The organism is Xanthobacter sp. NM-25 (genome assembly GCF_022138605.1).
GTDB lineage: Bacteria > Pseudomonadota > Alphaproteobacteria > Rhizobiales > Xanthobacteraceae > Xanthobacter.
In genome coordinates this window covers 180528-201977 of sequence record NZ_JACBFS010000004.1, presented here as the reverse complement: position 1 = coordinate 201977, position 21450 = coordinate 180528, and the positions used below count along the sequence as shown (strand labels likewise).

Sequence of the window (21450 nt, the reverse complement as noted above, 5' to 3'; positions counted from 1 at the left end):
CTCGGCGCGCCGGCGTTGCTCCCATGGAGTCGCCGTCAAAAAGGGATCTGCGCCCATGTAACGCCGGAAGGGCGCCAGCTCAAACAGAAGCGGAACGGGGTCCGCAATGGTGAGTGCGCGCGTTCCAAACGAAAAAGGCGCCCTGGGGCGCCATCTTCGGTGGGGATCATCATGAAGACAGTGGGGATTTTGAAATGGTCGGAGCGAGAGGATTTGAACCTCCGACCCCTAGTCCCCCAGACTAGTGCGCTAACCGGGCTGCGCTACGCTCCGACGTGGGGGGAGGCTTAGACCATCATTTCCGGGACCACAAGCCCTATTCTCCCCTGCCCCGCATTCGTCCCCAGGCATCCACAGCTGAGGCCCGCATCGGTTATCGAAAGCCGCCGGAGCGGCCGCAACCCTCGGAACAATCGGACTCTTTACCACCACAAGCAGAAGCTGCGCTGATGTAAATGCGGCGGAAATGCGGCAAGTCACAGACAATTGCCCCTGCCGTGACCCCGAATCGAGACATTGTGAACACAATCAAGGGGCATTCGGCCTTGTCCTCAACAACAAGGAAGACCGGACGCATGAAGAAACGCGTGGTCATGTCCTGCGCGGCGTTGAGCTTGATGGCGTTCGCGCCCGGCTCGGCACGTGCAGACACCTCCACCGGCATCGCCTCATTCTATTGGCAGAGCCAGCGCACCGCGAATGGAGAGAAGTTCAACCCGGAGGCCATGACTGCGGCCCACCGGAAGCTTCCGTTCGGAACCAAGGTGCGTGTCACCAACCTGAAGAACGGCAAGACCGTCGTTGTCCGGATCAACGATCGCGGTCCCTTCGTGCGCGGACGCATCATCGATGTCTCCCGTGCCGCCGCCAGCCACCTCGGCTTCACCAGCCACGGGATCACCAAGGTGTCCGTTTCGGTGGTCGAGTAACGCCACCGCGGTGGCATGCGCGGCCGGAATGAGAGATACGTTGCGTCAAGTCACTTTTCCGGCCGTGCCGGGGGCCTCCTCGGGCTCCTTCTTCTCAACGACGTCGTTCAGCAGGCGCCGGCATTCGCCGAGCTCATAGAGCGCCGCCTGCAGGCGGTGCACATCATCCCGCGACAGAATCGGCTGCACCCCGGCCATCGGCGGCATCACGCGCGGATCCGGCGCCGGTGGCGCATAGGTCTCCGGCCGCACCATGCGGGACATCTCATAAGGATCACGCACCGGCCACGCGCCGACCCCGGCATATGACGCCCCCGGCAACGGCAGCGGCGTGCCACCGGGTGCGGGCGCCTGCCCATAGGTGGCTGCCTCGCCGGCCATGCCCCAAGGTGCGCCGCGAGGTACACCATGGGGTGCGGGGTAGGCAGCTGCAAAGGACGCACCCGCTTGCGACGCCGGTGCGGCGGCCGGGGCATACGGCTCATCCTCCAGCGGTCCCGTCAGCGGGCCCACCCGCATCGGGCCGGGCGCCGGTGCGGCCTGGCGCGCGGGACGGGACGGAGCGGGTTCTGGTGGCGAAGCGCGGTGTGGCGACGCGGCGGGGTCCCCGACGTTCTGCCGGTCCGTGCCAGCGTGGCTCTCCCGCGCCTGCGGCCCGCGTGCGCCGCCAGCCGACATGCTCGGGCTTTGCTGTCGGGCCGGAGCGGCACTCAGGCTGCCGCGCGCGGGCAAAGGCGGCATGTCGATCTCCTCGTCTCCCGCGTCATCGAGATCATCCGCGTCGTCCAGGTCGGTGATCGGCGGCACTGGAGGCGCGGCACGCAATGCGGCGGGTGCCGGGCGCTGAGCCATCGCCAGGGGGGCCGCCCTGCCGCCATGGGGCGACGCGTGCTGCGCCGCAGCGGTCGCGGCGCGTGGCGCGGCCGTGGGCGCGCGGGCCGGCGCCGGCGCGTCCCACTCCTCCGGCCACTCCTCTGCCGGCGCATCGTTCTCGGCCTCCCAGTCGGGCCGAGCGTCCGCCCACCGTTCGGAATTGTATTCGGGGGCGTTGGCGTCGGGCTCCGCGTGGTCGGAACGCGCATCGAAATCGTCGGTGTCGTCCCACGCGTCTTCGGGCGGCGGGGCCGCGGTGCGGGCCGCAGGAGCGACCGCCTCACGGCGCGGAGCGGCGGGGCGTGGCTCCGCATAGGCTGTCCGATCCGCCTCGAGGGGGGCCGCCTGTCGCCGATTGTCGTGTCGCGCAGCGTCCTGCGGCTCCATCCTTTCCCGGTCCGGCGGTTGCCGCACGGGGGCACGACGGGGGGGCGGTTCTTCAGCCTCGGCCCGGGCGAGCTCCGGCCAATAGGTGCCGGGCGGAGGCACGTCATCCCGCTGTCGCGGCGCCGGGCGCGGCTCCTGAGGCCGCGCGGGATCGCGATGGCGCAGCTTGGGCGGCAGATATTCTTCCGGCGGGCCCGGTTCGCGCGCCTTCAGGCGGCGAATCCGATCTTCCAGGGGCTCGGATACCGCAGGCTGCGGCTCGTGATCGAGGAAAGGCAGGAGCGGATCCTCCATCTCCTCGGCGACCGGCAGGCTGGTGATGCGGGCTGCGGGGCCCCGGGTGGGACGACGCTGCACGACCGGTTCCGGCCGGACGGCCGCGGGTGCCCGTGGTGGGGCGAAGGAGGGGTCCTGCCGCCGCCCCTGCTCGTCGTCTCGAGGATCGCGCCGCCGGGGCGCGCGCGCGTCATCAGCCGTGGCATGGGCCGCCACCCGCGGCGGTTCCGGCGTGTCGTCCCAGGTCGATGAAGCATCCCAGCCCGGAGGATCGCCCCAGCCCGGAGGATCGCCCCATGTCTCGTCCATGTCCATTTGCTCGGGCGGCAGGTCCTCCGGGCCAGTCTCCTCCGGGCCAGTCTCCTCGGGGGCCGCCTCCTCCGCATAGCGCGCCGCGCGGGTCTCCTGGTGCACGGCATGCTGGACGTGCCGACGCGGGTCCTCGTCATCGCGATCGTCGCGCACGCTCCGCCCGCGCTCCTGGAAGGGCGCCTCGAAATAGGGCTCATGATGCGGATATGCGCCGGCAGCGCGCGGTGGCGCACGGCGCGGCGGCTCCGCGGCCCGTTCGGGGGCTATGCGGCGCTCTTCATAGATCCGCTCTTCATAGTGCCCGTCATCATCGAAACGCCGCTCTTCGAGCCGCCGCTCGCGGGCCTCGCCGCGCAACAGCGGGGCCGCCGGCATCTCCCGCTCGACCGCCAGCTCTCGATCCACATCGGCATCGGGGAACGGCAGCGGCAGCTCGCCGCCGGCCGTCGGCGCCTCATCGGTCGCCACGTCCCGCTCCTTCGCCTTGCGGCGCGGCAGCAGGCCAAGCAGACCGCCAAAGGTGGTGCCCTCGGACTCAGCCGCCGCGGCCGAGCGGATGGCCGCTACGTCGCGTTCCACGCCAAGATCTTGAACGTGCCGAATCCCCTGGTCTTTCAGGATCTTCTGGACGCCTTTTATGGTGTAGCCTTCACTGTAGAGCAGCTGGCGGATGCCGCGCAGCAGGTCCACATCTTCCGGGCGGTAGAAGCGCCGCCCGCCGGCGCGCTTCACCGGCTTGATCTGGGCGAACCGGGTCTCCCAGAAGCGCAGCACGTGCTGCGGCAGGTTGAGCTCTTCCGCGACCTCGCTGATGGTCCGGAAGGCGCCCGGGTCCTTTTCGCTTTCGCGCGCGTCGGCCACCTGGTGTCACCCTTCTCCCGTTCTACCGGACGGCGAACGCGGGGAAGGCACATCAGAGCGCCGAATCGCGACCCGCACCGCAGGTAGGAGCCGGAATCATACTGACAACGGCTAGCAGCGGAAAGCTCAGGTCGAATGTAACGTTATCAATCCTCTTCCACGCCATCCGGCGCCTGGCCGTTGATGCGCTGCTTGAGGATGCTGGAGGGCTTGAAGACCATCACCTTGCGCGGGTCGATGGGCACTTCCTGCCCGGTCTTGGGATTGCGGCCGATGCGCTCGCCCTTCTCGCGGACCACGAACGAGCCGAACGAGGAGAGCTTCACAGTCTCCCCCCGCGCCAGGCAATCGGCGATTTCCTTCAACACCAGCTCGACCAGCGCAGCGGATTCGGTGCGCGACAGCCCGACTTGCTGATAGACGGCTTCACAAAGGTCCGCTCGCGTGACAGTCCGACCAGCCATGTGTCTCCCCGACCCCTAGAGAGGCGCGCCAATTCCATTCGAGGTTGTACTCAACCACCCTGGCGCGTCACTCCGACCGATGACATCGGTCGGATTGGACAAGATCGCGTGCCTTCCAACGTCTGCCGCCAACATCCGGAAGGACACCCGATCTGCTGAAACCTAGCCGCGGGGTGACGGTATGGTCAACGCAATTCACCAATATGCCGCACGGGCGCTTCACCAGCGCAGCAGCGCCGAACCCCAGGTGAAACCGCCGCCCATGGCTTCCAGCAGAACCATCTGTCCGCGCTGCAGCCGGCCGTCGCGCCACGCCACGTCGAGGGCCAGGGGAATGGAGGCCGCGGAGGTATTGCCGTGCAGGTCGACGGTGGTCACCACCTTTTCCGGCGCGATCCCCAGCTTCTGCGCGCTGGCGTCGATGATACGACGGTTGGCCTGATGGGGCACGAACCAGTCGATGCTCTCGGCGCTTTCGCCGGTGGCGGCGAAGGCATCGGTGATCACGTCGGTGATCATGCCCACCGCGTGCTTGAACACCTCGCGCCCTTCCATGCGCAGGTGCCCCACGGTGCCGGTGGAAGACGGGCCACCATCCACATAGAGCTTGGCGCGGTGGCGCCCGTCGGAGCGCAGATGGGTGGTGAGGACGCCGGCGCCCTTGGCGTCGTCATGCTGCACCGCCTCGAGCACCATGGCGCCGGCGCCATCGCCGAACAGCACGCAGGTGCCGCGATCCTCCCAATCGAGAATGCGCGAGAAGGTCTCCGCGCCGATCACCAGTGCCCGCTCGAACGCGCCGGTGCGCAGGTGCGCATCGGCCGTGGCCAGCGCGAACACGAAACCGGAGCACACCGCCTGCAGGTCAAAGGCGGCGCCACGGGTGATGCCGAGCTCCGCCTGAATGGTCGCGGCGGTGGCCGGAAAGGTTTGGTCGGGCGTGGAGGTCGCCACGATGATGAGATCAATGTCGGCGGCCGCGAAGCCGGCGTCGGCCAGGGCGCGTCGGGCGGCGATCAGGCCGAGATGCGAGGTGAACTCGCCTTCCGCCGCGATGTGGCGCTGGCGGATGCCGGTGCGCTGGACGATCCATTCATCGGACGTCTCCACGCGCTGCGCCAGCTCAGCATTGGTGAGCACACGCTCGGGAAGATAGGAGCCGATGCCCCGGGCGACTGACCTGATCCCGCTCACGATTGACCTTCCACCCTGGCGCACTGCGGCTGAGCTTCGGGCACCACCGGCACCCCGCAGCCGACGAGACTTTTTTCGATGCGCGCGAGCAATTCCTCGCGCACCATGTCGTAGGCGAGATCCACCGCGGAAGCGAACCCTTCCGCGTCGGTGCCGCCGTGGCTCTTGATGACGATGCCGTTGAGGCCGAGGAAAACGCCGCCGTTGGAGCGGCGCGGATCCATCTTTTCCTTCAACGCCTGAAACGCATCACGGGCGAAAAGGTAGCCGATGCGGGAGCGCAGGCTGCGCCCCATGGCGGCGCGCAGATAGGTGGCGAGCTGCTTGGCGGTGCCTTCGGCGGTCTTGAGGGCGATGTTGCCGGCAAAGCCCTCCGTCACCACCACATCCACCGTGCCGGCACCGATATCGTTGCCCTCGACGAAGCCGTGATAGTTCACCGGCACGTTGCCATCCTTCAGCAGCCGCGCCGCCTCCTTCACCTCCTCGACGCCCTTGATCTCCTCGACCCCGACGTTGAGCAGTCCGACGGACGGCTCCTCGATGCCGAACAGCACCCGCGCCATGGCCGAGCCCATGATGGCCATTTCCACCAGGCTCTTGGCGCTCGCGCCGATGGAGGCGCCCACATCCAGCACCACGCTTTCCCCGCGCAGGGTCGGCCAGATCGCGGCGATGGCCGGCCGGCTGATGCCCGGCATGGTGCGCAGGTTGAAATTGGCCATGGCCATCAGCGCGCCGGTGTTGCCGGCCGAGACCGCCGCGTCGGCGTCCCGGGTCTTCACCGCATCGATGGCCCGCCACATGGTGGATTTGTACCGTCCGCGCCGCAGCGCCTGGCTGGGCTTGTCGTCCATGCCCACCACCACATCGGTGTGGACGATGCGCGAGGCGGCCTTCAGGCGCGGGTGGCGCTCCAGTACCGCGCGAAGGCGCGCTTCATCCCCGTACAGGACGAAGGTCATTTCCGGATGGCGGACGAGCGAAATCTCCGCACCGGCGAGAACCGTCTCGGGACCATGGTCCCCGCCCATGGCGTCGAGAGCGATGCGGACGGATGCGGTCATCTAGAACACGTTTCCCACGAAATTGGCGCGGGCGCGGGCCGAAGCCCCACCCTGGCGGGCAGAGGACGAAGGGCGAAGCGACCGGCAGCCATCTCAAATCCCCCCGGCCCGGGTGCTGTCCTGGCCGACCGGGATGCCGAAGCCCCCCGGCCCTGCCAAGATACCATCCGATCCCGGGCGCGCGGACAATAGCGGCTCACCACGACATCGCAACTCCCTCGCGACGAAGATGAGTTCAAGCGTCGTTCTCGCCCTTGAGTCGGGCAAGGGCGGAGAAGGGCGAGGCCGCGGCGCTATCCTCGGCGGGCGGCTCGAAAACGGCGCCCGGCTTGCGGGGATAAGGATCAATGCCGAGCGCGAGGAACTCGACCGCCAGGGCCCCGAGGTCGATTCCCCCATCGACGATCTCGTCCGGCGGATCGAATTCCTCATCCTCTTCCGCGTGCTCGGGCAGGGGCGTGCCGGCGGGCACGAAATGCACGTCGACGGCCTCCTCAAGCGGCGCCTCGAACGGCTCGAGGGTGACGCCGCAGGTCTGCACCACGGCGGCATCCACCGTTCCCGTCACCCGAATGCCGTCGGCGCCTTCCGGCTTCACCGAGAGGCGGGCGATGAAGCGCGGCACCTCCAGCAGCCCCACGTGGCGTGCCAGAGCGGCGCGCTGTTCGGCGGTGGGCGTGAGCTCCACATCAAGGCCGTGGGACGGCACCTCGGCCACGCTCACGGTGTAGGACAATGGCAGGTCGGACATGATTCACCCTTCCCTCGGCTCGGGCGTCGGCAAGGTCAGCTCGCCCCGCTCCAGGGTTTCAAACGGCACGGCAAGGAGGGCGCGCGCGGCGCCGCGGACGTAATCCGTCAGCGCCGCCACCTCGGGCGCGGCCAGATCCCGCTCAAGGATATTGCGGGCCAGCGCCGCGGCGAGCTCCGCATCGTCGGCCTGCGCCAGCGCCTCGTCATAGGCCGCCGCGCGCCCGTAGAAGGCCGCACCGATCTTCTTCATGCGCTTGGGCACGCCGAGATCGCCGACGCCCATCTCCCGCAGGGTGCGATCCATGTCGGAGACGAAGGTATCGAACACCTGCTGTGACAAGGTGCGCTCCGCCTCCCCGCCATCTTTCAGGCGGTGGCAGACCAGAATGGTGTGTAGAAGCACCATCTCGAAGCGACCTTCGATTGTGTCGGGAACACCAAAGTCGGTGTAGAAGACCGCTCGCCGCGACTGTGCCACGATCGCGCCATACAGGCGCTCGATGGTCTCACGGGTCTTGGAGCGGCGGAAGAGGCTGAACATCGTGGGTCTGGACGGTCCGTCCGGCTGGAGTCGCGGTGGCGCAGGGCCCGGGTGGGCTGTGCGAGAAGTGCTGCGCGGGGCGTAACGCGCCGCAGCCCAGGGCGCAAGAGTGCGCCCGAGACAATGAAGTTTAACACGGGCGCATGCGTTCGTGGGGTATGTCAATCGGGGCGGGGCATCCGGAGCCGAATGCGGCGGGTGCAGCAACACATGGGGATGCGCGTAGTGACACGGCACATCGGGATTTCGCGACCGGCTCCGCAGCGCAAGGCGCAGGCCCTCAGCGTCGCGCGGGGCAAGGGCGTCGCGGCACTGACGCTGCTCTTGGCCGCCACCACCCTCTCCGCCTGCGGGTCGACGGCCATCAACGGCACCGGCTCGTCGCTGTCGGGTGTGACCCGGACCTATCATCGCGGGTATGTGCTGAGCGAAGGGGCGCTGGAGCAGGTGCCGGTGGGGTCCAGCCAGGAACAGGTGCTGCTGGTGCTCGGCACGCCGTCCACCGTCGCCACCCTGAATGGCGACGTCTTCTATTACATCTCGCAGACGCAGAAGAAGGTGGCCTTCCTCAAGCCGGAGATCACCGAGCAGAAGGTCCTGGCCGTTTATTTCGACAAGAATCGCCGCGTCACCCGTATCGCCCAGTACGGCATGAAGGACGGCAAGGTGTTCGACTTCGTCTCGCAGACCACGCCCACCAGCGGCGAGGAACTGAACCTGCTGCAGCAGATGATCGGCCTCATCACCTTCTGATCAGCAGAGCCGAGGAATGACGCGGGGGTGGACGGCATCGTCCGCCCCCGCACTGATTCACAGCGCCCCGCGGGCGATGGCGAGGAAGTCACCCGCCTTCAGGCTGGCGCCGCCCACCAGGGCTCCGTCCACATCGGGAATCGCCAGCAGGACGGCGGCATTGTCCGGCTTCACCGAGCCGCCATAGAGAATACGCACGCCCGCCGCTTCTGCCCCGAACCGCTCGGTGAGCACCGCGCGGATGGTCGCATGCACCTGTGCCACATCCTCCGGCGTGGGGGTGCGGCCGGTGCCGATCGCCCAGACCGGTTCATAGGCCACCACCAGAGTGGCGGCGGTGGCGCCGTCGGGGATCGACTGGCGGGTCTGGCGGCTCACCACGGCGGCCGCGTCACCGGCCTCGCGCTCGGCCAGGGTCTCCCCCACGCAGACCACCGGCAGCAGGCCGGCGCGCCAGGCAGCCTTCACCTTGGCGTTGACCACGGCATCGCCCTCGCCATGGTCGGCGCGTCGCTCCGAATGGCCGACGATCACCGCCACCGCGCCGGCGTCCTTCAGCATTTCCGCGGAAATGTCGCCGGTGTGCGCGCCGCTGACGGCGGCATGGCAATCCTGGCCACCGAGCATGATGGGGCTGCCGGCGACATCGGCGGCGAAGCCCGCCAGCAGGGTGGCCGGCGGGCACACCAGCACGTCGACGGCAGCCGAGAGCGGCCGGTCGATGCCGGCGACGATGGCGCGCAGCTCGCTCTTGGAAGCCCGCAGGCCATTCATCTTCCAGTTGCCGGCGATCAGGATGCGGCGCGAGGCGGGCATGGGCGTCTCCGTGGTCTGACTTTCCTCGCCGTCACCTAGCAGAGCACAGAAAAGCCCGCAAACGGCCCCAAATGGCCGGGCCAGCGCCGTTGCGGGGCCCCCTCCCCCTCCCTATGATGCGCCGCCTCTGCGCCGGCCCCGGCGCCTACTGAACGAATGGACGATGGTACTTCAGACTCTCCGCAAGGGTGCGTCCGGCTGGATCGCCAAGCTCTTCCTCATCGTGCTCACGCTCAGCTTCGTTGTCTGGGGTATTGCAGACGTCTTCCGCGGCTTCGGCGCCTCCACCATCGCGACGGTGGGCAAGACCGAGATTCCGGCTGCCGATTTTCGCAATCAGTATCTGGAGCAGATCCAGATGATCGGCCGGCGCACCGGTCGCGGCCTGACCCAGGAGCAGGCGCGCGCCTTCGGTCTCGATCGTCAGGTGCTCAACCAGATGCTGGCCGATGCCACCCTCGATGAGGAGGCGCACAGGCTCGGCCTCGCCATTGGTGATGCGCAGATGGCCCAGGCCATTGCCGACAATCCCAATTACCGCCGTCCCGGCGCCGACAGCTTCGATGCGGCCTATTTCGACCAGTTGCTGCGGGCCAATGGCCTGACCGAGCAGCGATTCGTGGCGGCGGAAAAGAAGCGGGCCCTGCGCGATCAGGTGCTGCAGTCGCTCGGCGCCGGCATCACGGCCCCCAAGGTGCTGCTGGATGCCCTGCACCGGTTCGACGGCGAGATGCGCAATGTGTCGTATGTGCTCGTCACCGCCGGCGTCGCCCGCGACCTCGCCGCGCCCACCGATGAACAGCTCAAGGCCTATTTCGAATCGCACAAGGTGTCGTTCCGTGCGCCGGAATATCGCAAGATCTCGGTGCTCGCGCTGACGCCCCAGACCCTGGCCGGGGGCATCACCATCACCAATGACGAGGCCAAGGCGGCCTATGAGCACGAGATCGCCCGCTTCGGCTCTCCCGAGCAGCGCGAGCTGCAGCAGATCGTGTTCGCCAAGCCCGATGAGGCGACCGCCGCGCTGGAGCGCATCAAGGCGGGCACGCCGTTTGTCGACATCGCCAAGGAACGCGGCCTGACCGCCGCCGATACCGACCTCGGACTGGTGGCCAAGGGCGCCATCATCGACCCCAAGATCGCCGATGCGGCCTTCGCCCTTGACGACGGCGCCACCAGCGGCCCGGTGCAGGGACGGTTCGGCACCGTGCTGGTGCACGTGGCGCGCGTCGTGCCCGGCACCACCCAGCCGTTCGACGCGGTGAAGGGAGAGCTGATGCAAGAGCTGGCGCTGGCCAAGGCCCGGCGCGAACTGCTGGACAAGCACGACGCCATCGAGGATGAGCGCGCCTCCGGCGCCACCCTGGCGGAGGCGGCGCAGAAGCTGGGCCTCAAGCTCGACGTGATCGACGCGGTGGATCGCTCCGGCCACACCCCCGCCGGCACCGCCGTCGAGGTGCCCGGCGGCGCCGACGTCATCGCCGGTGCGTTCGCCGCGGCGCCGGGCGTGGAGACCGATACGGTCCAGCTGCCGCAGAACGGCGGCTTCGTGTGGTACGAAACCAATGCGGTCACCCCCTCGCGCGACCGCACCTTCGAGGAAGCCAAGGCGCTGGTTGTGACCCGCTGGCGGGATGCGGAAATCGCCAAGGCGGTGGAGGCCAAGGCCAAGGAGTTGCTGGCCAAGGCGGAAGCAGGCACGCCGCTCGCCGAGGTGGCCGGCGCCGCCGAGCTGCCGCTGCAGACCATGGACGGCCTGCGCCGGGGCCGGGCGGATGGCAATTTCTCCACCGAAAGCGTCCAGGCGGTGTTCCAGGCCAAGGATGGCGGATTCGGCATGACCGCGGCCGCCACCGCCCCCGGCCGCATCGTGTTCCAGGTCACCAAGGTGATCGAGCCGCCGCCGGGTTCGGATCCGCGGGTCGCCGCCGACCTGACCCAGCAGATGGAGAACGACCTGCTGCTGCAGTATCTCAATGCGCTGCAGAGCCAGATCGGCGTTCACGTCAACCAGCAGGTGTTCGCCCAGTCGGTGGGCGCTGACGCCGTCAACTGAGGCGTGGATCCGGTGAGCCCCTCTTCCGATTTCGAGGCCTTCGCCGCCCGCTACCGGGCCGGCGAGGCGCAGGTGGTGTCCACCACGCTGGTGGCCGATCTTGAAACCCCGGTCTCCGCCTTCCTCAAGCTGGCGGCGGACGAGCCCAACGCCTTTCTGCTCGAATCAGTGGAAGGCGGCCAGTCGCGCGGGCGCTATTCCATGATTGGGCTGAAGCCTGATCTCATCTTTCGCGCCAGCGGCGCCATCGCCGAGATCAACCGCGCGCCGGAGCAGGACAAGACGGCGTTCGTCGCCTGCGCCGCGCCGCCGCTGCAGGCTCTGCGGGCGCTGCTGGCGGAATCCGCCATCGACCTGCCGGAAGGAGCCCCGCCCATGGCGGCGGGCGTGTTCGGCTATCTGGGCTATGACATGGTCCGGCAAATGGAGCGCCTGGGCCCGGCCAAGCCGGACCCGATCGGCGTGCCCGAGGCCCTGCTGATCCGCCCCACCCTGATGGTGGTGTTCGATGCGGTGAAGGACGAGCTGACGGCGGTCACGCCGGTCCGTCCCAAGGCGGGCGTGAGCGCCCAGGCGGCCTTCGAGGCCGCGCTAGAGCGGCTGGAAACCGTGGTGAGCAGCCTCGAGCGCGCCATCGCCCATCCGGCGCCCGAGCCGTTCCACGCGCCGGTGGAGGCGACCTCCAACACCACGCCCGACGCCTATTGCGCGATGGTGGAGAAGGCGAAGGGTTACATTCGCGCCGGCGACATCTTCCAGGTGGTGCTGTCTCAGCGGTTCGAGAGCCCGTTCAGCCTGCCGCCCTTCTCCCTCTACCGGGCGCTGCGGCGGATCAACCCGGCGCCATTCCTGGTCTATCTGAATTTCGACGGCTTCTCGGTGGTGTGCTCCAGTCCGGAGATTCTGGTGCGGCTGCGCGAGGGCAAGGTCACCATCCGCCCCATCGCCGGCACCCGCCGCCGCGGCGCCACCCTGGCCGAGGACGAGGCGCTCGCCACCGAGCTTCTGGCCGATCCCAAGGAGCGCTCCGAGCACCTGATGCTGCTCGATCTCGGCCGCAACGACGTGGGCCGGGTCTCCAAGATCGGCACCGTCTCGGTCACCGACAGCTTCTTCATTGAGCGCTACAGCCAGGTGATGCACATCGTCTCCAATGTGGAAGGCGAGCTGGATCCCAAGTGCGGCCCGCTGGAAGCGTTGGCGGCCGGCTTCCCGGCCGGCACGGTCTCGGGCGCGCCGAAGGTGCGGGCCATGGAGATCATCGACGAGCTGGAGCGCGACAAGCGCGGCATCTATGCCGGCGCCATCGGCTATTTCGGCGCCAATGGCGAGATGGACACCTGCATCGTGCTGCGCACGGCGGTGGTGAAGGATGGCCGCATGTATGTGCAGGCCGGTGCCGGCATCGTTTACGACTCGGTTCCCGAAAGCGAGAACCAGGAGTGCATCAACAAAGCGAAGGCGCTGTTCCGCGCCGGCGAGGAGGCGGTGCGCTTCGCCGCCAGCGCGCGCAAAGGGCAGTGATGGGGCGCTGACCAGGCCGTGACGGGGCCCCTGCCTGCCGACCCCACCCGTTGGGCACTCGCCCGCGTGCTCGCGCTGGTGATGGGCGTGCTCGGCGCCTTTTACGCGGGCTGGGTCGCCCTCGCCTTCACCCCGGGGGCGGAGTGGCGCGCGGCAGGATGTGGTTTTGCGGCGTTCGGCTCCTGCGCCGCGCTGTTCGCCGCGCTGCTGGCCGGGCCCGGGCGCTGGCGGACCCTTCGTGCTGTTGCGGCCGCAATGTTGAGCGTGCCTTGCGGCGCTTTCCTTGCGGCCATGCTTGTCCTAGGCTCCGGCCCTGACCCGTCCGCGTGGACCTTCCCGCGCGAAGGAGCGGAATTGTCCATGTTCGTGATGCGATTTTCGGTGGTGCATCTGGGCGTTGTGACCCTGCCTGTGGCAGCGGCGGCCGCCTGGCTCGGGTGTCGATGGTGTGGCGCGCGCTGACGATCCTTCGCCGCCTTTGCTTGACCCCACCCCGCGCGGCGCGCTTTAACGGCCGCACTTTTCCCAGGCCGTCGGGCCGGAAGTCGCCGGGGCTACTCCCAGGGAACCGCCATGACCACCGTCACGCTGATCGATAATTACGACAGCTTCACCTACAACCTCGTCCATTATCTGGGCGAGCTCGGCGCCACCGTCACCGTTCATCGCAACGATGCGCTGACCATCCCTGAGATCCTGGCCGAAAAGCCGGAAGCCATCGTGCTCTCCCCCGGCCCCTGCACGCCCACCGAGGCCGGCATCTGCCTGGACCTCATCCAGGCGGCCGGCGCCAGCGTGCCCATGTTCGGCGTGTGCCTCGGGCACCAGGCCATCGGCCAGGCGTTCGGCGGCGAGGTGGTGCGCGCGCCGCAGCCGCTCCATGGCAAGCTGTCGCAGATCGAGCATACGGGCAAAAGCGTCTTCCGGGGTCTCAACCACCCGTTCCAGGCCACCCGTTACCATTCGCTGATCGTGAAGCGGGACACCCTGCCCGCCTGCCTCGAGGTGACCGCCGAGACCGCCGACGGCCTCATCATGGGGCTCGCCCACAAGACCTTGCCCATCCACGGCGTGCAGTTCCACCCCGAGAGCATCGCCTCGGAGAACGGCCACGCTTTGCTGCGCAATTTCCTGGAGCTGGCGGACGCCTTCAATGCGCGCAAGGCCCAGAGCTGAGGACGACAGATGACTGACGAGTTCAAGCCCCTGCTGGGCAAGGTGGCCACCGGCGCGACCCTCAGCCGGGATGAATCCGCGCTCGTGTTCAACAAGATGATGTCGGGCGAGGCCACCCCCTCGCAGATGGGCGCTCTGCTGATGGGGCTGCGGGTGCGCGGCGAGACGGTGGACGAGATCGCCGGCGCGGTCTCCGTCATGCGCGCCAAGATGCTGCCCGTCACCGCCCCGGCGGGCGCGGTGGACATCGTCGGCACCGGTGGCGATGCGTCCGGCTCCTACAATATCTCCACCTGCGCCTCCTTCATCACCGCCGGCGCCGGCGTGCCGGTGGCCAAGCACGGCAACCGGGCCCTGTCCTCGAAGTCCGGCGCTGCCGATGTGCTGGCCGCCCTGGGCGTGCGGCTCGATCTGCCGCCGGCCGGCATCAGCCGCTGTATCGAGGAGGCGGGCATCGGCTTCATGTTCGCCCCGGCGCACCACCAGGCCATGAAGCATGTGGGCCCCACCCGCGTGGAGCTCGGCACCCGCACTATTTTCAACCTTTTGGGCCCGCTGGCCAATCCCGCCGGCGTCAAGCTGCAGATGCTGGGCGTGTTCGCCAAGTCGTGGATCGTTCCGCTGGCGGAAGTGCTGAAGACCCTGGGGGCGGAACGCGCCTTCGTGGTGCACGGCGCCGATGGGCTCGATGAAATCTCCATTTCCGGCGCCACCGACATCGCCGTGCTGGAGGATGGCCACATCCGCACCTTCGAGGTGGTTCCGGAGGACGTGGGGCTGACCCGCGCACCGGCCGAGGCGGTGAAGGGGGGCGACGCCAAGGTCAATGCGGCGGCCCTGCGCGCCGTGCTCGACGGTGCCCGCAATGCCTATCGCGACGTCTCCGTCTTCAATGCCGCCGCCGCCCTAGTGGTGGCCGGCCGTGCGTCCGACCTGCGCCAGGGGGTGGAGATGGCCACGGCCGCCCTTGATTCGGGGGCGGCAAAAGCCAAGCTGGATGCGCTGGTGCGCGTCTCCGAGGCAGCCGCGGGGGAGGCGGCCTGATGAGCAACATCCTCACACGCATCGAAGCCTACAAGCGCGACGAGATCGCCGCCGCCAAGAGCGCCCATCCGCTCGCCGAGGTGGAGGCCGCGGCCAAGGCGGCGCCACGGGTGCGCCCGTTCGCCGAGGCGCTCACCCAGACCATCGCCGAGGGCCAGACGGCGCTCATCGCCGAAATCAAGAAGGCCAGCCCCTCCAAGGGCCTGATCCGCGCCGATTTCGATCCGCCGGCGTTGGCGCGGGCCTATGAGCGCGGCGGCGCCACCTGCCTTTCGGTGCTCACCGATGCCCCCTCGTTCCAGGGCGCGCCGGACTTCCTCAAGGCCGCCCGTGCGGCCGTGAAGCTGCCGGTGCTGCGCAAGGACTTCATGTACGACACCTATCAGGTGGCCGAGGCGCGGGCCTGGGGGGCCGACTGCATCCTCATCATCATGGCCGGGGTGGATGACGCCCTCGCCGCCGATCTCGCGGCGGCGGCGGCGGCATATGGCATGGATGCCATCGTGGAGGTGCACGACGATAGCGAGCTCGACCGCGCCCTCGCCCTGCCCTGCCGGCTGATCGGCATCAACAATCGCGATCTGCGCACCTTCGAGACCAGCCTTGCCACCTGCGAGCGCCTGGCGCCGCGGGTGCCGGACGACCGCATCATCATCGGCGAGAGCGGCATCTTCACCCCGGCGGACGTGGCCCGGCTGGCGTGCGTGGGCATTCACTCCATCCTGGTGGGCGAAAGCCTCATGCGCCAGGATGATGTCGCTTGCGCCACGTCACGGCTGCTTGCGTCCTAGGCTTGCCGTATACGTCAGTTTCCGCCTTAATGCCTGGACCGGCCCAGAAGAGGCCGGCCGACATTGGGAGGAAGATGATGCGCGTGCATTCCCTTTCGTTCGCGGTGGTGCTCGGTCTCTTGAGCACGCCGGCGCTGGCGGCGGATCCGACCGGCCTGTGGCAGACGCCGACCCGCGGTGGACAGGTGGAAATCACCCATTGCGGCAACGCGTTGTGCGGGCGGCTGGTGTCGTCGGAGGGGTTGAAGGCCGATCCGGCGCTGAAGGATGTTCACAACCAGAATGCCGGGCTGCGCGGGCGGGCGCTGAAAGGCCTCACCATTCTCACCGGCTTCACCGGCGGGCCATCGGAGTGGACCGGCGGGTCCATCTATAATGCGGATGACGGCAAGACCTATTCGGGCAGCATCGTGCTCGATGGCGACAACCGCTTGAAACTGCGGGGCTGTGTGATCGCGCCCCTGTGCAAGACGCAGACCTGGACGCGGCTGCGCTGAGGCCGATGGGCGCGGTTCGGCCGCGCACGGGGCGGTGGACAGGATGCGCCGGGGGGGCCATCTTCCCGGCTGCATATAACGATTCCCTCCCGCGAGCCCTCACTCCCATGGCGAGCCTCACCCATCTCGACGAGCACGGCGCCGCGCGCATGGTGGATGTGTCGGAGAAATCCATCACCTCCCGCGAGGCGGTGGCAGAAGGCCACGTGGTGATGGCGGCGGCGACCCTCGAGCTCATCTTGTCCGGCAATGCCAAGAAGGGCGATGTCCTCGGCGTCTCGCGCATCGCCGGCATCATGGCGGCCAAGCGCACGTCCGATCTCATTCCCCTGTGCCATCCGCTGATGCTCTCCAAGGTGGAGGTGGCGCTGGAGGCGGATGCCGCGTTGCCCGGCCTGAGGGTGACCGCGCGGGTCAAGACCGCAGGCCAGACCGGGGTGGAGATGGAGGCGCTGACCGCCGTGTCGGTGGCCTGCCTCACCGTTTACGACATGGCCAAGGCGGTGGATCGCGGCATGCGCATTGAAGGCATCCGCCTGCTGGAGAAGTCCGGCGGCCGCAGCGGCCTGTGGCAGGCCGGCGCCTGAACGCGCGCGGGCGGCAAAAGAAGGATTGAAAATCATGGCCCTGATGAGCGTTGAAGAGGCGTTGAGCCGCGTCACCGCATCAGCGGCGGTGCTGGGAATAGAAAATGTGCCCGTGGGCCAGGCGGTGGGCCGGGTGCTCGCCGACGACCTTGTGGCGCGCCGGTCCCAGCCGCCGGCGGACATGTCGGCCATGGATGGCTATGCCGTGCGGGGCACCGACATCGCCGAGACCCCCGCCCGCCTCACCGTCATCGGCGAATCGGCCGCCGGCCGGCCCTTCGCGGGCACGGTGGGACCGGGCCAGGCGGTGCGCATCTTCACCGGCGCGGTGGTGCCGGAGGGTGCCGATACGGTGGTGATTCAGGAGAATACGGCGCGTGATGGCGATGCGGTGACCACCACGGCACCGACAGCGGCGCTGCGCAACGTGCGCAAGCGCGGCTGCGATTTTACCGAAGGGCGGGCGGGCCTCAGCGCCGGCCGGCGCCTCACCGGGCGTGACGTGATGCTGGCGGCGGCCATGAACCACGCCACCGTGCCGGTGGCGCGGCGTCCACGTGTGGCGCTGATTCAGACCGGCGATGAGCTGGTGCTGCCCGGCCATGCCACCGGTGCGCTCAGCGAGGTGGTGGTGTCGAACGCATTCGGCCTCGCGGCCCTGGCCCGGCGGGCCGGCGCAGAGGTGACCGACCTCGGGCTGGTGGGCGACGACCTGGAGGCCATCCGCGCGGTGGTGGCCGGCGCCCTGGGCGGCGCCTTTGATCTTCTGGTGTCGTCTGGCGGGGCTTCCGTCGGAGATCACGATCTGATGGCGCCGGCGCTGCGTGCGGAAGGGGTGGAACTCTTCGTGCACAAGATCGCCCTGCGCCCGGGCAAGCCACTCATGTTCGGCAGCCGCGAGGGCGTGCGGTGCCTGGGCCTGCCGGGCAACCCGGTTTCCTCCCACGTCTGCGCGCTGCTGTTCCTGGAACCCCTGGTGCGGGCCATGCAGGGTGACAGCGCGGCCGCTGCCGCAACCGCTCCTGCCCGGCTGGCGGTGGCGGTGCCGGCCAACGACATGCGCCGCGACTTCATGCGCGCGCGGATGGCGCACGATCCGGATGGCTCGGTGCGGGTGACGCCCTTCGCCTCGCAGGACAGCGCCATGCTCAGCGTTCTCTCGGCGGCGGATTGCCTCCTGGTGCGCCCCCCTTTCGCCCCCGCCGGGCAGGCGGGCGACCCCTGTGAGATCATTCCTTTCGAGGATTAGGCCGCTTTAATCGGATCTTCACCCTTGCGGAACACAAAAGGAACAGATAGAAAATTGTTCATGATTTGTTTCGCGGGTTGCGGCTCGGCTGCAGAACATGGCGTGCCCCGTCCGGGCTGGAACGGGTGCGCGCTCCTGCAGCAGACCGCACCGTAATTGGGGGCGCGAGATGCTGACGCGGAAGCAATATGACCTGCTTCGCTTCATTCATGAACGATTGAAGGAAACTGGCGTTCCGCCCTCCTTCGACGAGATGAAGGATGCGCTCGACCTGCGGTCGAAGTCTGGCATCCATCGGCTCATCACCGCCCTTGAGGAGCGGGGCTTCATCCGTCGCCTGCCCAATCGCGCGCGGGCGCTGGAGGTGGTGCGGTTGCCGGACAGTGTCGCCCCAGGCCTCACCGTGCCCCGTGGCGCCAATCGCGGCTTCTCCCCTGCGGTGATCGAAGGCAGCCTGGGCAAGGTGCGCCCGACGGTGGAAGACGAGGAGGAGGCGGGGCAGACCGTCGCCGTCCCCGTCATGGGCCGGATCGCGGCCGGCACGCCCATTTCCGCCATCCAGAGCCGCAACGCCACTTTGAACGTGCCACCGGAGATGCTGGGCACCGGCGAGCATTTCGCTTTGGAGGTGCGCGGCGACAGCATGATCGAAGCCGGCATCCTGGATGGCGACACGGTGCTGATCCGCAAGTGCGACACCGCCGACACCGGCGACATCGTGGTGGCGCTGGTGGACGACGAGGAAGCAACCCTGAAGCGGCTGCGAAAAAAGGGCGCCTCCATTGCCCTGGAGGCCGCCAACCCGGCCTATGAGACACGCATCTTCGGTCCGGATCGGGTGCGGATCCAGGGGCGGCTCATCGGTTTGATGCGGCGTTACTGACGTTCATTCTTCTGCTGCGTCGTCGGCGCTGCGATCGGCGGGCGCAGGCGTTTGTGGCGCGCGGGAGGGATCTGGAAAGGGCACCGCCGTGCGCGTCCACGGCCGGTCGTACTGCGGGGAGCGGGTCGGCACCTCGCGCAGTTGCCCGTCTTCCACATGAAAGGTCAGCGTGCCGGTGGCCGCGAGGCTCTCCGGCGTCAGCACGCGGGCCGGGCATCCGGCCGGCGGCGTGTCCCGGGTGACGACGATGCGGGCGTTCATGCAATCGGCTGCGAGGCTCTGAGGCGTTGTGGAAACGGCGATTGTGCCGCCCTGTGGCAGCGGCGCGGTGCAGCCCAGACCATCACAGCGGTAGAAGCGGGCGAGGTCGCGGTCGCGGGCTGTGCGCGGATCCCCTTCTCGCTCGAGCCATTGCTCCGCCACCAGCCGGGCGCGGCTGGCGCCGAGGATGGCGAGGCGGCCGTCCGGTCCCCGCACGGCGACGGTGGCGGCATTGGTGGCGATCAGGACATCCGGTCGCGGTCGCGGGCCGCTGGAGGCCACCGCAAGCGCCAGCAGCGGCGCGGCGATGAGGCTCAACATGCCGCGGAGCAGGCAGAGCGTGAGGAGCGCCAGGGTGAACCAGACGACCGTAGCGGTGCGGACACCATCGAAGCGGGAGTCGGCGCCGGGCAAGCTGGCAATCCAGTCGGACACCCCGACCATGATCTCGATACCCTTGCCCATCACCGGCCAGGCCAGTTGATCCCAGCCAAACGGCATCAGCAGCACGCCGACGAGACCGAAGGGCATGACCAGGAGCGAAACCGCGGGCATGGCCAGCAGGTTGGCGAGCAGGCCATAGGGCGCCACCCGCTGGAAGTGGTAGGCGCCATAGGGACCGCTGGCGAGCCCGGCCACCAGGGAGGTGACGGCGATGCCGGCAAGGAACACCAGCGGGGCCATGGCCAGGCGCCCGGTCCGGCTCTCGGGCTGGGGCATGGCGCGCAGGGGCTGGAACCGCTCATAGGCGGCAACCAGCGCCAGAGTGGCGGCGAAAGACATCTGGGTGCCCGGTTCCAGCACCGCTTCCGGCGTCAGCCCCAGCACCAGCAAGGCGGCCACCGCCACCGTGCGTAGGGTGAGGGCGCGGCGCCCCACCAGCACGCCGCCCAGCACCAGCGCCGTCATCACGAACGACCGCTGGGCCGGCACCTCGTTGCCGGACAGGATGAGATAGCCGGCGCTGCCCACCAGCGCCATCAGCGCGGCAGTGCCCTTGATAGGCCAGCGCAGCGCCAGGCCGGGCACCAGCGCGAGGGCACCACGCGCCAGCGCGAACAGGGTCCCCGCCACCAGCGCCATGTGGAGGCCGGAGATGGAGAGAATGTGGGTGAGGCCCGACACCCTCATGCTCTCTTCCACCTGGGGCGCGATGGCGGTGCGGTCTCCGGCCACCAGGGCGACGGCGATGGCCGCCGGCGTACCCTGCAGGCTGGCGTCGATGCGTCGGGCGAAGGCCGCACGGACGTCGGAAACGATCATGGCGAGCCGCACGCTGAGGGGCGGGTCGGCTCCGGGCAGCAGCTGGGGCCGCCCCAGGCCGAATCCGATAGCGCCGATGCCGCGAAACCAGGGTGCCCGTCCGAAATCGTGAGCGCCGGGCTGGGCCGCCTCCAGCGGGGGCAACAGCCGCGCCAGCTGGGACACATGGTCGCCCACCTTCGGCGCCGTGCCCTTGCGCAGCGACAGGCGCACCAGCTCCGGCGGCGTCGCCAGGCCCTTCACCGGGCCGGGATCGAGTCGCAGCAGGATGCGGTCGCTTTTCGGGCGCCGCTCCACCTGTTCCACATAGCCGGTGAGGCGCACCGCGTGGCTGGGAGGCGCCACCGGCACGTGCAGGATCGCCGCAGTGCGCACGACGCCGGCGAGAAAGCCGAGGGAAACAGCCAGGGCCGCCGTCGCCAGCGCAAACGCGAGCGGGTGGCGGCGTGCCGCCACCGCAGCTGCGGCCAGCAGCGCCACCAGAATCGCGGCGGCCACCAGCGAGGGCTCATGGGATGCGCCGAAATAGAGCAGCACCCCCACGGTGAAGGCGACGGGGAGCCAGAGCACCAGCCGGCCGGAGCCCGCTTCGCGGACAAGCGCGGCAAAGAGGCTGTGGGCGAGGCGCGCCGGCAGCTCCCCTGCCCGCCCCGACGTCCACAGGCGGCCGGCGGTGGGCGCAAGCGTGCCCACCGCGGCGCGGCTGCTGGCCGGCCGTGTGCGCGTGCTGTGGTCTGGTCCGGCCCCCATGCCCTCCGGCCCGTGGTTTGCGCGCAGGTTTCTTGTCTGCTGCGCCTATGCTACACGGGCGCCTCGCGTCCGCCATGGCTGTGTGTCTCACAGACCCCGGCCGGCCTTTGCTCGTTGGCGCCGCGTCCGCCCGGATGCGCGCC

Annotated in this window: 19 protein-coding genes, 1 tRNA gene and 1 pseudogene; 12 read left to right on the top strand and 9 right to left on the bottom strand. The window is 68.9% G+C overall.

Annotated features, from left to right (window positions below):
• Window positions 1–195: 195 nt before the first annotated feature.
• Window positions 196–273 (bottom strand) — tRNA-Pro (locus MEU52_RS12605).
• Window positions 274–575: 302 nt separating this feature from the next.
• Between MEU52_RS12605 and MEU52_RS12600 the strand changes: the two genes are divergently transcribed.
• On the top strand, window positions 576–929 hold the full coding sequence (locus MEU52_RS12600; protein WP_443266882.1) for a septal ring lytic transglycosylase RlpA family protein: 354 nt from the start codon (window positions 576–578) through the stop codon (window positions 927–929).
• A 2450-nt stretch (window positions 930–3379) separates the two neighbouring features.
• Here the strand turns inward: MEU52_RS12600 and MEU52_RS12595 are convergent.
• The 6 genes and pseudogenes from MEU52_RS12595 to MEU52_RS12570 form a co-directional block, all read right to left on the bottom strand.
• A pseudogene (locus MEU52_RS12595) lies at window positions 3380–3638 on the bottom strand (MerR family transcriptional regulator); the annotation flags it as partial.
• Window positions 3639–3784: 146 nt separating this feature from the next.
• Window positions 3785–4102, bottom strand: a complete 318-nt coding sequence (locus tag MEU52_RS12590; RefSeq protein WP_238122635.1) for an integration host factor subunit alpha — start codon at window positions 4100–4102, stop codon at window positions 3785–3787.
• 219 nt (window positions 4103–4321) lie between these two features.
• Entirely contained in the window at window positions 4322–5296 is a 975-nt protein-coding gene (locus MEU52_RS12585; RefSeq protein ID WP_238122634.1) for a beta-ketoacyl-ACP synthase III, read from the bottom strand.
• Window positions 5293–6363, bottom strand: coding sequence for a phosphate acyltransferase PlsX (gene plsX / locus MEU52_RS12580; RefSeq protein ID WP_238122633.1), 1071 nt, complete (start codon window positions 6361–6363; stop codon window positions 5293–5295). Before plsX ends, MEU52_RS12585 begins: the two co-directional genes overlap by 4 nt.
• A 235-nt stretch (window positions 6364–6598) precedes the next feature.
• Window positions 6599–7114 carry a YceD family protein gene (locus MEU52_RS12575; protein WP_238122632.1) on the bottom strand — a complete coding sequence of 172 codons (516 nt, stop codon included), beginning with the start codon at window positions 7112–7114 and terminating at the stop codon, window positions 6599–6601.
• 3 nt (window positions 7115–7117) lie between these two features.
• Entirely contained in the window at window positions 7118–7657 is a 540-nt protein-coding gene (locus MEU52_RS12570; RefSeq protein WP_238122631.1) for a ubiquinol-cytochrome C chaperone family protein, read from the bottom strand.
• Between the two features lie 225 nt (window positions 7658–7882).
• Here MEU52_RS12570 and MEU52_RS12565 point away from each other — a divergent pair, with 225 nt between their 5' ends.
• Window positions 7883–8410 (top strand): outer membrane protein assembly factor BamE, encoded by a 528-nt coding sequence (locus MEU52_RS12565; protein WP_443266877.1) that lies wholly within the window; start codon window positions 7883–7885, stop codon window positions 8408–8410.
• A gap of 57 nt (window positions 8411–8467) precedes the next feature.
• On the opposite strand, the gene tpiA is transcribed toward MEU52_RS12565, so the two are convergent.
• Window positions 8468–9226, bottom strand: a complete 759-nt coding sequence (tpiA, locus tag MEU52_RS12560; protein WP_238122630.1) for a triose-phosphate isomerase — start codon at window positions 9224–9226, stop codon at window positions 8468–8470.
• A 163-nt stretch (window positions 9227–9389) separates the two neighbouring features.
• On the opposite strand from tpiA, the gene MEU52_RS12555 reads away from it, so the two are divergent.
• From MEU52_RS12555 to lexA, 10 genes are all read left to right on the top strand, one after another.
• Window positions 9390–11282, top strand: coding sequence for a peptidylprolyl isomerase (locus MEU52_RS12555; RefSeq protein WP_238122629.1), 1893 nt, complete (start codon window positions 9390–9392; stop codon window positions 11280–11282).
• 12 nt (window positions 11283–11294) lie between these two features.
• A complete protein-coding gene (gene trpE / locus MEU52_RS12550) occupies window positions 11295–12806 on the top strand; it encodes an anthranilate synthase component I (protein ID WP_238122628.1) in 1512 nt (503 codons plus the stop codon).
• A gap of 18 nt (window positions 12807–12824) precedes the next feature.
• The gene (locus tag MEU52_RS12545) at window positions 12825–13268 is read left to right on the top strand and encodes a hypothetical protein (RefSeq protein ID WP_238125016.1); all 444 of its coding nucleotides are present in this window, start codon (window positions 12825–12827) and stop codon (window positions 13266–13268) included.
• 111 nt (window positions 13269–13379) lie between these two features.
• Window positions 13380–13982 (top strand): anthranilate synthase component II, encoded by a 603-nt coding sequence (locus tag MEU52_RS12540; RefSeq protein ID WP_238122626.1) that lies wholly within the window; start codon window positions 13380–13382, stop codon window positions 13980–13982.
• 9 nt (window positions 13983–13991) lie between these two features.
• Window positions 13992–15026: an anthranilate phosphoribosyltransferase gene (gene trpD / locus MEU52_RS12535; RefSeq protein ID WP_238122625.1), complete on the top strand. Its 1035-nt coding sequence runs from the start codon at window positions 13992–13994 to the stop codon at window positions 15024–15026.
• Window positions 15026–15817: an indole-3-glycerol phosphate synthase TrpC gene (gene trpC / locus MEU52_RS12530; protein ID WP_238122624.1), complete on the top strand. Its 792-nt coding sequence runs from the start codon at window positions 15026–15028 to the stop codon at window positions 15815–15817. The genes trpD and trpC overlap by 1 nt, the downstream gene beginning before the upstream one ends.
• Window positions 15818–15891: 74 nt before the next feature.
• Window positions 15892–16314 (top strand): DUF2147 domain-containing protein, encoded by a 423-nt coding sequence (locus MEU52_RS12525; protein WP_238122623.1) that lies wholly within the window; start codon window positions 15892–15894, stop codon window positions 16312–16314.
• A 107-nt stretch (window positions 16315–16421) separates the two neighbouring features.
• Complete coding sequence (gene moaC / locus MEU52_RS12520; RefSeq protein ID WP_238122622.1) at window positions 16422–16901, top strand: cyclic pyranopterin monophosphate synthase MoaC; 480 nt, start codon at window positions 16422–16424, stop codon at window positions 16899–16901.
• Between the two features lie 34 nt (window positions 16902–16935).
• A complete protein-coding gene (locus tag MEU52_RS12515; protein ID WP_238122621.1) occupies window positions 16936–18150 on the top strand; it encodes a molybdopterin molybdotransferase MoeA in 1215 nt (404 codons plus the stop codon).
• A 169-nt stretch (window positions 18151–18319) separates the two neighbouring features.
• The gene (lexA, locus tag MEU52_RS12510; RefSeq protein ID WP_238122620.1) at window positions 18320–19033 is read left to right on the top strand and encodes a transcriptional repressor LexA; all 714 of its coding nucleotides are present in this window, start codon (window positions 18320–18322) and stop codon (window positions 19031–19033) included.
• A gap of 3 nt (window positions 19034–19036) precedes the next feature.
• Here lexA and MEU52_RS12505 read toward each other — a convergent pair whose 3' ends face one another.
• A complete protein-coding gene (locus MEU52_RS12505) occupies window positions 19037–21307 on the bottom strand; it encodes a ComEC/Rec2 family competence protein (RefSeq protein WP_238122619.1) in 2271 nt (756 codons plus the stop codon).
• Between the last annotated feature and the right edge of the window lie 143 nt (window positions 21308–21450).